Source organism: Polycladomyces subterraneus (assembly GCF_030433435.1).
GTDB lineage: Bacteria > Bacillota > Bacilli > Thermoactinomycetales > JIR-001 > Polycladomyces > Polycladomyces subterraneus.
The window spans coordinates 26,055-39,167 of the sequence record NZ_JANRHH010000036.1 but is presented as its reverse complement, the minus strand read 5'-3'; the positions used below and the strand labels follow the sequence as shown (position 1 = coordinate 39,167).

The following is a 13,113-nucleotide window of genomic DNA, read 5'->3' as shown; positions in this document are numbered from 1 at the left end:
GGGGTTGACTTTGTGGCGAATGTACAGATGCAGTTGAACAAGGCAGAGACTGTGGTGGACAGCAAACTGCAACGACGCTTGAGATCGCGTCATCTGAGCATCATTGCGATTGGCGGTGCCATCGGAACAGGGCTGTTCGTGGCCAGTGGCGCATCCATCAATGCGGCGGGGCCAGGTGGAGCGCTACTCGCGTATATCGTGATTGGCATCATGATCTACTTCGTGATGACCAGCCTCGGTGAAATGGCGACCCTGCTCCCGACTTCCGGATCATTTGCATCGTACGCCGCAAAATTCGTGGATCCGGCTCTTGGGTTCTCCATCGGCTGGAATTATTGGTTCAGCTGGGCAGTCACGATTCCGACCGAACTGTCGGCGGCTGCGCTGGTCATGAAGTACTGGTTTCCGAACACGCCTTCTATTGTCTGGAGCTCCATCTTCCTGGCGATTCTCTTTATGCTCAACTTCCTCTCGGTACGCGGTTACGGTGAGGCAGAGTATTGGTTTGCCGGAATCAAGGTGGTCGCCATCATCGTGTTTATCCTCCTCGGCATCGGGATGATCTTTGGCATCCTAACCCAGCCTGCCGTGGGTTTCCACAACTTTGTACTCGGCGGAAGTCCATTCCATGGAGGATTTATGGCCGCGTTCGGCGTTGCCATGATTGCAGGGTTCTCGTTTCAAGGTACTGAGATTGTTGGCATTGCAGCTGGCGAAAGCGACAACCCTTCGCGTAACGTGCCGCGGGCCATCAACACTGTGTTCTGGCGAATCCTAATCTTTTACGTGCTCTCCATTCTAATAATCGGTCTGATCATTCCCTACACAGATCCCAACCTGCTCAAGAACGATGTGACGAACATCGCGGTCAGCCCATTCACTCTGGTGTTCAAGCATGCGGGACTTGCTTTTGCGGCCGGGCTCATGAACGCCGTCATTCTCACTTCCGTGCTGTCTTGCGGCAACTCTTCTATCTACGCATCGACGCGGATGTTGTGGGCGCTCGCGAAGGAAGGGAAGGCGCCGAAACTGTTCACACGGGTCAATTCACGCGGTGTCCCGACCTATGCCCTGTATGTGACCACGATTTTCGGCTTCCTCGCATTCCTCTCCTCGTTGTTCGGAAATGGTGTCGTCTACATCTGGCTGTTGAACTGCTCGGGTATGACCGGGTTCATCACCTGGCTCGGGATCTCCATTTGCCACTATCGGTTCCGTAAGGCATATGTCGCACAAGGAAGGAACCTTAATGAACTAAAGTACCGTGCGAAATGGTACCCCTTCGGGCCACTCTTTGCAATTGTCCTGTGCACGATCGTCATCCTTGGACAGGGCTATGAAGATTTCACTGGCGGCTCCATTCAGTGGGGAAATATCATCGCTACGTACATCGGATTACCCGTGTTCCTCATCTTGTGGCTGTTGTACAAATGGATCCGCAAGACCCGAGTGATTCCGCTTAGCGACTGCGTGTTCGATCCGGACGAATCATGATGATCCTTACCCGGTTTGTCTGTCCACGGCGAATCGCCCGTGTCCTCGCAGATTGAGGCATCTTCAATGCGCGGGGCATGCTCTCTTTCCTCTTTGCGGTTTTTTCGGAGAGTTCCAAGTGCGAGCACACTAATATCCAATCGCGCGATGTTGCCGAATCCCGAATACATCCATAGACTGCCCGCTACTGCCGCGTATTGGCAATCGGACTACGACATGGTGGTGGAACGGCAATCTTATAATGAAGCGGGTCCGCATTTCCCGTCGAGCGCACTAGCTGGTTGCTACGGAGCGGAGACGGGAAAATCGGAGCCCGCGAACTTTTCGTCAACTTGAAGGAAACCCCTCGCATCATCCGGCTTCGTTCCGACGTTCTCCTTCTTCGACGGCTGGCCAGCCGAAAACTTGGCTGAAACCGCGCACCACCTGGTTCATCACTTCCGCCATGTCGATGCGTTCACCCAGGATTTTTTCCATCGACGTGACGCCGTATTGTTGAATGCCGCACGGGACGATCAGATTGAAATACCGCAGATCGGTATTGACATTGAGCGCAAATCCGTGACTGGTGATGTAGCCTTTTCGTTGGCGTCCGCGGTTGAACTTCACTCCGATGGCAGCGATTTTTTCGTCTCCCACCCAGACACCGGTGTACGGAGGTTTGCGGCCGCCTTCGATGCCCCAATGGCGAAGGGCAACGATCAATGCTTCCTCCACGTCGCGCAAATACGCATGGGCATCATTACCCCGCTCACCCAGATAAAACAGCGGATATCCCACCAATTGTTCCGGTCCGTGATAGGTGACGTCGCCACCTCGGTCAATCTCCACCAGTTCGACACCACGTTCGGCATACTGCTCTTTGGTTAACAGCAGGTTTTCCATATGGCTACCGCGCCCCATCGTCACCGTATGCGGATGTTCCAACAGCAACAATTGATTGGACGCGTTTCCTTCATCGATCGATTTTACTATCTGTTTCTGCATATCCCACGCCTCGTGATATGGCACGAGACCCAATCGCATCACTTCAAACAACGGTGATCCCTCCCGCCATCTACAAAAAACCTGAAGGCACCCCAAGGGGCGCCTTCATTGTACCATAGATTAGATTTGCGTGTCGGGACCATAGGCTTCCAGGCGCTGTTTGACCGCTTGCAGGAAGCGTCCGGCCATCAGGCCATCCAGGATGCGGTGATCCAGTGACAGGCACAGGTTGACCCTGTCACGAACGGCGATCATGTCGTTGAAGATCACCGGTTTTTTCACAATCGCTTCCATGGAAATGATCGCTGCCTGCGGATGGTTGATGATCGGCATCGAAGCAATCGAACCGAAGGAACCAGTGTTATTCACCGTGAAGGTACCACCTTGCAGATCCTCCAGAGACAGCTTGCCCGAACGCGTTTTTTCCACCAACCGATGAATTTCCTTGGCCAGGCCCAGGATGCTTTTCTCATCCGCATCTTTGATCACCGGCACGTACAAGGCATCGTCGGTGGCCACGGCAATTGAGATGTTGATCCGTTTTTTCAGGATGATCTTGTCACCGCCCCAGACGGCGTTCAAATACGGGAATTCCTTCAGCGAATCGACGACGGCTTTGATGAAGAACGGCAGGAATGTCAGGCTGACACCCTCGCGTTTTTTGAACTCGTCTTTCAGCTTGTTGCGCAATTGGACCAACCCGGTAACGTCGGCTTCCATCATGGTCCATGCATGCGGCGCTTCGTGCTTGCTTTGCACCATCCGCTGGGCGATCGTTTTGCGCACGGCCGTGACCGGCACTTCTTGATCGCCTTCTTCCAGCGTGATGCCCGTCGTCGGTTTTCCATCAGATACAGCAGGTGCGGATACTGGTGCGGTGGCAGTGCGAGCGGCTTCCGCGGCAGGTGCCTGTTGCGGTTCCGCCTCCTGTTGGGTCTTCTCGGCTTTTACCGCATCAACTTGCCCGGATTCGATGACGCGCAGGACATCTTTGCGGGTGATGCGTCCGCCCGCTCCCGTTCCTTCAATTTTCTCCAAATCGATGTTATGCTCCTGCGCCAGACGCAACACGGCGGGTGAATACCGCCGCTTCATCGAGGGTTCACCTTGATCTTTTTTAGCGGGAGCATCCGTTTTGTCATCTTCTACAGTTGGTTCTTCTTTTTTCTCTTCAGCGGCGGGGGCCTCCGTTGCCGCAGCACCTTCTTCCTCAATCCGGCAGATCAATTGCCCCACTTCCACCGTTTGCCCTTCCTCGGCGATGATCTCATTCATCGTACCGGAAATGGTGGCGGGCACCTCCGCATTCACCTTGTCGGTGGCCACTTCACAGATGGGTTCATACTTGGCAACGGGATCACCCGGTTTTTTCAGCCATTTGGTGATGGTTCCCTCGGTTACACTCTCGCCGAGCTGGGGCATCGTCACATCGGTCGCCATAGTCAACCTCCTATCTGGTACATCCTAAAACTCGGCCAACTCGCGGATCGCTTTGGCCACTTTATCGACATTCAGCATGAATTCCTTCTCCATCGGCGGGCTGTACGGCATGGCCGGCACATCCGGTCCGCACAGACGACGGATCGGCGCATCTAGCTCAAACAGTGCCTCTTCGGCGATGATGGCCGAAACTTCTCCGCCAACGCCGCCAGTTTTGTTGTCTTCGTGGGCGATCAGCACTTTGCCCGTTTTGGCCGCCGCTTCCAGGATCGCTTCCTTGTCCAGCGGTAGCAGCGTGCGCAAATCCAACACGTGCACACTGATGCCCTCTTTTTCCAACTGCTCGGCCGCTTGCAGGGCGAAATGCAGTGTCAAACCGTAAGAGATCACGGTCACGTCGGTACCTTCCCGTTTGACTTCCGCTTTTCCGATCGGCAAGGTGTAATCGTCCTCTGGCACTTCCCCTTTGATCAGGCGGTAACACCGTTTGTGTTCAAAGAAGAGGACCGGGTCTTCGTCGCGAATAGCTGCTTTGAGCAACCCCTTGACGTCGTACGGAGTGGACGGTGCCACAATTTTCAGCCCCGGAATGCCGTTAAACATTTTTTCCACGCTTTGCGAGTGGTACAACGCGCCGTGCACACCGCCACCGTACGGAGCGCGAATCACAAGCGGACAGTTCCAGTCGCCGTTGGAGCGGTAGCGCAGTTTTGCCGCCTCACTCACGATTTGGTTGACGGCAGGCATGATGAAATCGGCAAACTGAATCTCCGCCACAGGACGCATCCCGTAAGCGGCCGCCCCGATCGCCACACCAACGATGGCGGACTCCGTCAGCGGGGTATCCAATACGCGGTCTTCCCCAAATTCCTCGTACAATCCTACCGTAGCGCGAAACACGCCGCCCCGGACGCCGACATCTTCACCCAGCACAAACACGCGATCGTCGCGGCGCATCTCCTCGCGCAACGCCATGGTTACCGCATCGATATACGAAATCACCGGCATGTCGTTCTCCTCCTATTCCGCATAAACGTGTTTGTAGGTATCTTCGGGTTGCGGGTACGGCGCCTTTTCGGCATACTCCGTCGCTTCGTCCACTTCTTTTTGGATCGCGGCGAGAATCTCTTTTTCCTTGTCCTCGGTCAGCACGCCTGTATCCAGCAGATATTGGCGAAATTGCACGATGGAATCCTTTTTCCGCGCTTCTTCCACCTCTTCGCGACTTCGGTAGGTCCTGTCGTCGTCGTCACTGGAGTGAGGTACCAACCTGTACGACTCGGCTTCGACCAAGGTCGGGCCTTCGCCGCGACGGGCACGCTCCGCTGCTTCTTTCATTACTTTGTACACTTCCAGCGGGTCGTTGCCGTTGACTTTGACGCCCGGGAAACCGTATCCTTGGGCACGCGCGGCTACACTGCCGCCTGCCACCTGTTTGTTGAGCGGCACGGAAATGGCGTATTTATTGTTTTCTACCAGGAAAATCACCGGGAGTTTGTGTACACCGGCAAAGTTGCACGCCTCATGGAAATCGCCTTGGTTGCTGGAACCTTCTCCGCAGGAGGTAACAGCCACCAAGTCTTCCCCTTTCAGCTTAGCGGCGTAAGCCACGCCAACCGCGTGCAGCATCTGCGTGGTCACCGGGCTGGATCCGGAGAGAATACGGTATTTCTTGCTGCCGAAGTGGCCTGGCATCTGCCGTCCACCGGAGTTGGGGTCTTCCGCCTTAGCAAATGCGGACAACATCTGGTCCCTCGCCGTCTGTCCGAAGACCAGCACCATCCCTAAGTCACGATAGTACGGGCAGAGGAAGTCTTTTTCCTTATCCAGTGCGAAAGCGGTTCCGATTTGAATGCCTTCTTGCCCCTGACAGGAAATGACGAACGGAATTTTTCCCGCGCGGTTCAACAGCCACATGCGCTCGTCGATTTTACGGGCGAGCACCATGTAGCGATACATCTCCAATACCTGCTCATCGCTCAAACCCAGTTCAGCATGACGCGATTTCGCCATCGTTGGGCTTCCTCCCATCTACAAACGGAAATTGTAGTCGATCAAGAATCAAGCATCACCCAGCGTGAATGGCCGCTCCATCGATCGCCATCGCCACTTCCCCAAACACTTCGGACAATGTCGGATGCGGATGGATCGTATGGCTGATCTCCCATGGCGTGGCATCCAGCACCTTGGCCAATCCCGCTTCGGAAATCATGTCCGTGGCGTGCGGTCCAATGATGTGCACACCTAGAATATCGTCGGTCTTCTTATCGGCGATCAATTTAATGAAGCCATCCGTTTCTCCGAACACCAACGATTTGCCCACGGCCCGGAACGGGAATTTGGCCACTTTGACATCATAACCCTGTTCTCTGGCCTGGTCTTCCGTCAGGCCGATACTGCCGATTTCCGGCCGGCTGTAGGTGCACCGGGGCACCATATTCGGATCAAGTGGATGCGGGTGTTTGCCTGCCATGTGTTCGACGGCGATAATCCCCTCATGCGATGCCACGTGCGCCAACTGATAACCGCCCACCACGTCGCCGATGGCATAGATGTGGGATTCGGCCGTCTGCATGTATTGGTTTACCTGGATGATGCCTTTTTCCACTTTGATCGACGTGTTTTCCAGCCCGATGTCTCCCACATTGGCTTGCCGCCCGACGGAGACGAGCACCTTCTCGGCGGACAGCTCGATTGTTTCCCCGCCCTTTTCTGCTTTCAGCGTCACCGTGCCTCCTTCGGCCTTCACGCTTTCCGGTATCACTTTGGCGCCGGTGTGGATTTTCACTTTTCGCTTCTTCAGGATGCGCGTCATTTCCTTGCTGACGTCGGCATCTTCAAACGGCAGGATGCGGTCGACGAACTCCACGACCGTCACTTCCACCCCGAAATCGTTCAACATGGATGCCCACTCGATGCCGATCACACCGCCGCCGATTATTACGATCGACTTGGGTAATTCGTTCAATTGCAGGGCATGGTCGGAGTTCATCACATGAACACCATCGATCTCCAGACCGGGTAAACTGCGCGGACGCGAGCCGGTTGCAATCAGCACGAATTGCGGTACCAGCATCTCTGCTTCCCCGCCGTCATTGCGTTCCACGGCGATGGTGCCTGGCATGGGGGAGAAAATGGACGGCCCCAGGATGCGACCCGTTCCTTCATAAACGGTGACACCGTTTTTCTTCAGCAGGTGCTGAACGCCTTTGTGCAGTTGTTCTACCACTTTCTGCTTGCGGGCCTGTACCAGATTCATGTCCAGCTTCACGTCACCGACAGAAATGCCGTAGCTTTCACTATTTTTCATGTCATGGTACAGTTCCGCGCTCCGAAGCAGTGACTTGCTGGGGATGCATCCCTTGTGAAGACAGACACCGCCCACCTTTTCCTTCTCCACGACGGCCACTTTCATTCCCAACTGTGCAGCCCGGATCGCAGCCACATAACCACCGGGCCCCGCTCCGAGAACAACCAAATCGTAGTTCTCCGCCATCGATTCACTCCACATCCTTTCTGCCCGGTTCAGGCGGATATGTCAGAGCTTCCTCTTCGCCACGCACCACGCGGAGCGCGCCTTCGGCCAACGCCTGCAATTCGTTTTCACCCGGAACGATGTGCACTGGCGCGATCCAACCGATGCGTTCGACGATTTGATCTGTAAACATCTTCCCGTATGCCAAGCCACCGGTCAAGATAATCGCGTCCAGTTTTCCCTCTAAAACAGTGGCGTAAGCACCGATCTCCTTGGCCACCTGATACGCCATGGCCGAATAGATCAATGCCGCCTGCTTGTCACCCTTCTCGATCCGCTTTTCCACTTCGCGGGCATCAGTGGTACCGAGATATCCCATCATTCCACCTTTGCCGACGATCATTCTCATGATTTCACCGGCGAAATATTTTCCCGAAAAACACAACGCCACCAGATCACCCACAGGCAATGTGCCCGCCCGTTCAGGAGAAAAGGGGCCTTCGCCGTGCAATCCGTTATTCACATCGATCACTCGACCGTTTTTATGGGCGCCAACGGTGATTCCGCCCCCCATATGAGCGATGACGAACCGACACTCCCGGTATGTTTTACCCAATTTGGCCGCTACACGCCGCGCGACCGCCTTTTGGTTCAACGCGTGAAAGATACTGCGCCGTTCAATAGCTGGCATCCCAGAGATCCGAGCGATCGGCTCCAGCTCGTCCACAACGACGGGATCGACAATGAATGCCGGAATATTCAGTTTGGAAGCGATTTCAAAAGAGAGTATAGCACCCAAGTTGGAAGCGTGCACCCCGTACTCTCCGGAGCGCAAATCATTCATCATCGCTTCGTTCACCTGATACGTGCCGCCGGGAATGGGACGGAGCAAGCCGCCCCGTCCCACCACAGCACGCAGACGTGTCAGGTTGATACCTTCTTGGTCCAGTGTGTCCAAAATCAGCTGTTTGCGAAACTCGTATTGATCAAACAGATGATCAAACTTGCTCAGCTCTTCCGGGTCGTGCCGCAACGTTTCTTCCAAAATCTGCTTCTCGCCATCAAACACGCCGATTTTGGTCGAGGTCGAACCCGGATTAATGGCCAATACCCGAATCGGTTCCTGCACGTCCAAACACTCCGTTTCCTACAAGTCGATTGCGATGTCTGGCAGTCGAGACAGTCTACTATCAGACAATGGATCACCAGACACCCATTAACCGTGATGCGTCATATTCAAGGTGTGGCGTTCATTTTGCAAGAACATGCTACGGGATTGGCGCAAAGTAGCGATTCGTTCTTCCGCCATCCGGTCAGCCGCCTTGTAGGTCGGGATGTTGTCCCGCTCGGCGATTTCAAATACTTTCATGATGTTGTCGTAAATGCCTTCCACTTTTTTCATCGCCCGATCGCGGTTGTAACCCAACAACTCATCAGCCACGTTGATCAGGCCACCGGCGTTGATCACATAGTCGGGTGCATACACTATGCCTTTTTCTTGGAGAATGTCACCGTGACGCTCCTCTTTCAGCTGGTTGTTGGCGGAACCGGCGACCACTTGGCATTTCAAGCGGCCAATCGTTTCATCGTTGATGATCGCCCCCAACGCACACGGAGAGAAGATGTCGCAATCGACATCGTAGATTTTGTCCGGAGACACCGCTTCCGCTCCGAAATCGCGAACGGCGCGTTCCAAATTTTCTTGGTTGATGTCGGTGACGATCAATTTGGCTCCTTCTTTATGCAAGTATTTGCAGAGCTCGTATGCGACGCTGCCGACCCCCTGCACCGCCACCGTTTTTCCGGACAGCGAATCATTGCCGAAAGCTTTTTTAGCCGCCGCTTTCATTCCGACATAGACACCGTAAGCTGTCACCGGGGAGGGATTGCCGCTGGAGCCGAATGCCGGGGACACTCCCGTCACGTAGCGAGTCTCCTGATGGATGATGTCCATATCCTCCACGGTGGTGCCCACGTCTTCGGCGGTGATGTAACGACCGTTCAGGCCTTGGATAAACCGACCGAACGCACGGAACATCGCTTCGTTTTTGTCCTTGCGCGGATCACCGATGATAACTGTTTTCCCCCCGCCCAGATTCAAACCGGCCGCCGCCGCTTTGTAGGTCATGCCACGGGCCAAACGCAGGGCGTCAATTATGGCATCTTCTTCGGAATCGTAGGTCCACATCCGGGTACCACCCAAAGCGGGGCCGAGCGTGGTATCGTGAATGGCAATGATCGCTTTCAAACCGGATTCCCGGTCCTGGCAGAACAGCAGTTGCTCGTAATCATATTTTTGCAGGTAATCGAACAGCTTCATGACGGAGCTCCTCCTTATGCTTGACGTTTATTGAAATCCGCCTGTAACACCGCCATCGCGATCGAGTAAAGTTTGGCTTCGTGCGTGTCCGCTCGCGAAGTGAGGACAACGGGTACCTTGGCACCCAACACCAGACCACCGATTTTGCTGCGGGCAAAGTAGACCATGGATTTGTAAAGCATGTTGCCCGCTTCAATATCGGGGACCAGAAGCACATCGGCGCGACCCGCCACCGGGCTTTTGATTCCTTTGTGCTCAGCCGCTTCCACCGATACAGCATTGTCCAGCGCAAACGGACCGTCGACGACAGCCCCCTTGATTTGTCCGCGACGGTTCATTTGTGCGAGTGCGGCCGCATCCAGTGTGGGTTGCATGTTGGGATTGACTACTTCCACTGCTCCGAGTACGGCCACTTTGGGTTCTGCAAGGTCCAGCGAGTGACACAACCGGACGACGTTTTGAACGATTTGCACTTTCTCCTGAAGTGAAGGAGCGATATTGAGTGCCGGGTCGGTTACGTGAATCAAACGGTCGTACCCCGGTACCTCAAACGTCGCCACGTGGCTCAGCACGCCGGAACCACGCAAGCCCGCCTCTTTGTTGAGTACTGCCCGCAGGAAGTCTGCGGTTTGGACCATCCCCTTCATCACCACATCCGCTTGTCCTTCGCGAACAGCCTGAACCGCTTCCCGACTCGCGAGAGCAGGGTTTGGTTGGTCGGACACCATGTCCGGGTCCAGCGACAAACCGATTTCATCCGCAAACGCCCGGATTTTGTTCCGATCACCAAACAGACGGAAATCAGCGATTTGCCGTTTTTTCGCGTCTGCGACTGCTTCCAGCACCTCCCGATCATCCGCAGCGGCTACCGCGACAGTTACAGGTTCCAGTGCTTCAGCTTTCGCCAAGATTTCTGAGAAAGTACGAATGGGTTTCATGATTCCACCTCTTTTTTCCGACCTTGTCTTTTTTTGCCGGATCTTTGCTCAATATTGTTCTCGAAATGGTCGGCCCTCATGCAGTTAAGTGCAAATCCCATGCCAATCTCCCGTCATCAGGTTGGACAACTGCGGAAAAAACTGATTTTCCGCTTCTATCCGTGAGACTCGACAGAAGTGCCGATAAGAAAACCAAGAAAATCCCTGCAATATTTTGCACGCCTATGATGGATCTTTCCTGCAAAAAATTGCAGGTTATATTTCCATCTCCGGATCGGAATCCAGCTGATAACGCTCCAACTTGTAATAGAGATTGCGCACAGAGATGCCCAACCGCCGGGCCGTTTCCGTCTTATTGCCGCCACATTGCCGATAAGTGCGAAGGATGGTCTCCTTTTCGACACGCGCCATCACTTCCTGGAGTGTTTCCCCTTCCGCCCCATCACCCATGTCCGGGAACACCGCACGGGACGTCGCTTCCAACGGCGGCAAATGCTCTAACCGCATGGTTCGCTCGTGATAACCCATGTTGATCATCGCACGACCCAATACGTTCTCCAGCTCCCGTACATTCCCGGGCCATGAATAGGATTGCAAGGCTTGGAGGGCATGCGGATCGATCGTCTCCACATTGCGCCCGTATTCTTGGTTGAACCGCTTGATCACATGCAAGGCCAAATCGGGCAAATCCTCTTTACGTTGACGTAAGGGCGGGATGTGGATCGGCAACACATTGAGCCGGTAGTACAAATCCTCCCGGAAGCGTTTTTCCCGAATCGCCTTTTCCAAATCGACATTGGTGGCGGCAATCACCCGCACATCGACGGGAATCGGTTTGGTTCCTCCGACACGGAGCACTTCCTTCTCCTGCAGGACGCGCAGGAGTTTGGCTTGAATGTTGGGGGCCAACTCCCCGATTTCGTCCAAAAAAATGGTGCCTCCGCTCGCCTCCTCAAACAATCCCTTTTTACCGCCGCGACGCGCCCCGGTGAACGCGCCCTCGACATATCCAAACAGCTCGCTTTCCAACAGCGATTCGGAAATAGCCGCACAGTTGACCCGGACGAACTGATGGTATTTCCGGTCGCTGTCATTGTGGATCGCATGAGCGAACAGCTCTTTTCCAGTACCGGATTCCCCTCGCAACAGAACCGTCGCTCGTGTTTTCGCCGCTTGACGGGCTTGTTCGACCGCATAGATGAACGCTTCGCTTCGGCCAATGATGTCGTCAAACGTATACTTCGCCTCCAGTGTGCGGATGATCCGCCGGGCCCGCTCCAGCTCCTGATTTAGCTTTTGGATCTCGGACATATCGTGCAAAATGCCGACGCTGCCCTTCAGTTCCCCATCCACAATGATCGGAGCGACATTGACGACGACATCCTTCCGGTGCGGACCCACTTTCATCGGCACCCCGCGAACCGGTTGCCGTGTTTTCAGCACCTTCATATGCATGCTTTCCCCTTCGGAAATGTCGGTGTCGGCCGGTTTGCCAATCACCTCTTCCGGCTTCAGGCCGGTCAACCGGGTATAGGCGGGGTTGATCAGGATGCCGATCCCCTGCGCATCCACTACGGAGATAGCATCGTCGGAGGAGTCGATAATCGCTTGAAGCAAACTTTTCATGCTTTCCAGGTTGGTCACTTGCTGACTGAGGGAGGTCACTTCTGTGATGTCCCGAAAAACGGCCACGGCGCCGATCACATTGCCATGACGGTCCGTCACCGGCACGCGGTTGGTCACGATACGCGTGCCGTCAGGCAATGTCTGTTGGCGGTTCAGCTCCCGTTTGCCGGTTTTTAGCACATAATCCAACCGGGTATTGGGGATCGTCTCCGATACTGGTTTGCCCATCACGTCGGACATACTCATCTTCATCAATCGTTCGGCCGCCCGGTTAAACAGCGTGATTTTCCCCTGTTTGTTGACGGCGATCATCCCGTCATGCGTGGAGTTGAGGATCGCGTCCAACTCCCGTTGCCGGGATCGCCATGCTTCAAACCACGTTTCTTTTTCTTCGATCAGTTGCAACATGAGATTAGCCACAGCACCCGAGATCACAAGGGTCCCCTGTTCCGTGAGACGACACAAATGTTCATAAACGGACGGGTCTCCGGTTACCTCCAAAATGACATCGGGTCGCTCTCTCAGAAAGGGGGTCACGTCCGTACCGGTCGGAATCCCCATTTCCCTGGCCAAACGGACGGCGGGAGCATGATCGTTTACATCGACCACACCCATCACCACCACTCGGTCCATTTCGGACAAGGTCCGAAGAAGTGCCGTTCCTCCCTTTCCCCCACCCACAATCAGAAACCGTTTCACATTCTCCCCCCTTTGTGGTGTGAGGTGTCAATCCGGTATCATCTTACCATAACCGGAAGATTTTCATGTAAGACCAAACCGTGGAAAACAGACATGAATTAAGATACCATTATGGAGAGAGGAAAGAAAGGCGG

At 54.7% G+C, this 13,113-nt stretch carries 10 protein-coding genes; 1 reads left to right on the top strand and 9 read right to left on the bottom strand.

Annotated elements, in window-relative coordinates:
* The first annotated feature begins 27 nt into the window (after window positions 1–27).
* Complete coding sequence (locus tag NWF35_RS09295; protein WP_301238930.1) at window positions 28–1,494, top strand: amino acid permease; 1,467 nt, start codon at window positions 28–30, stop codon at window positions 1,492–1,494.
* Between the two features lie 351 nt (window positions 1,495–1,845).
* Here the strand turns inward: NWF35_RS09295 and lipB are convergent, their stop codons facing one another.
* The 9 genes from lipB to NWF35_RS09250 all read right to left on the bottom strand — a co-directional run bounded on the left by lipB (window position 1,846) and on the right by NWF35_RS09250 (window position 12,979).
* The gene (lipB, locus tag NWF35_RS09290; RefSeq protein ID WP_363321605.1) at window positions 1,846–2,523 is read right to left on the bottom strand and encodes a lipoyl(octanoyl) transferase LipB; all 678 of its coding nucleotides are present in this window, start codon (window positions 2,521–2,523) and stop codon (window positions 1,846–1,848) included.
* 78 nt (window positions 2,524–2,601) lie between these two features.
* Window positions 2,602–3,921, bottom strand: coding sequence for a dihydrolipoamide acetyltransferase family protein (locus NWF35_RS09285; protein ID WP_301238782.1), 1,320 nt, complete (start codon window positions 3,919–3,921; stop codon window positions 2,602–2,604).
* Window positions 3,922–3,945: 24 nt separating this feature from the next.
* Window positions 3,946–4,929 carry an alpha-ketoacid dehydrogenase subunit beta gene (locus NWF35_RS09280; RefSeq protein WP_301238781.1) on the bottom strand — a complete coding sequence of 328 codons (984 nt, stop codon included), beginning with the start codon at window positions 4,927–4,929 and terminating at the stop codon, window positions 3,946–3,948.
* 12 nt (window positions 4,930–4,941) lie between these two features.
* The gene (locus NWF35_RS09275; RefSeq protein ID WP_301238780.1) at window positions 4,942–5,934 is read right to left on the bottom strand and encodes a thiamine pyrophosphate-dependent dehydrogenase E1 component subunit alpha; all 993 of its coding nucleotides are present in this window, start codon (window positions 5,932–5,934) and stop codon (window positions 4,942–4,944) included.
* 55 nt (window positions 5,935–5,989) lie between these two features.
* On the bottom strand, window positions 5,990–7,417 hold the full coding sequence (gene lpdA / locus NWF35_RS09270) for a dihydrolipoyl dehydrogenase (RefSeq protein ID WP_301238779.1): 1,428 nt from the start codon (window positions 7,415–7,417) through the stop codon (window positions 5,990–5,992).
* Window positions 7,418–7,421: 4 nt separating this feature from the next.
* Window positions 7,422–8,525 (bottom strand): butyrate kinase, encoded by a 1,104-nt coding sequence (gene buk, locus NWF35_RS09265; protein WP_301238778.1) that lies wholly within the window; start codon window positions 8,523–8,525, stop codon window positions 7,422–7,424.
* An 87-nt stretch (window positions 8,526–8,612) separates the two neighbouring features.
* On the bottom strand, window positions 8,613–9,716 hold the full coding sequence (locus NWF35_RS09260; protein ID WP_301238777.1) for a Leu/Phe/Val dehydrogenase: 1,104 nt from the start codon (window positions 9,714–9,716) through the stop codon (window positions 8,613–8,615).
* A gap of 14 nt (window positions 9,717–9,730) precedes the next feature.
* Window positions 9,731–10,654, bottom strand: coding sequence for a phosphate butyryltransferase (ptb, locus tag NWF35_RS09255; RefSeq protein ID WP_301238776.1), 924 nt, complete (start codon window positions 10,652–10,654; stop codon window positions 9,731–9,733).
* Window positions 10,655–10,909: 255 nt separating this feature from the next.
* Complete coding sequence (locus NWF35_RS09250) at window positions 10,910–12,979, bottom strand: sigma-54 interaction domain-containing protein (RefSeq protein WP_301238775.1); 2,070 nt, start codon at window positions 12,977–12,979, stop codon at window positions 10,910–10,912.
* Window positions 12,980–13,113: the final 134 nt, after the last annotated feature.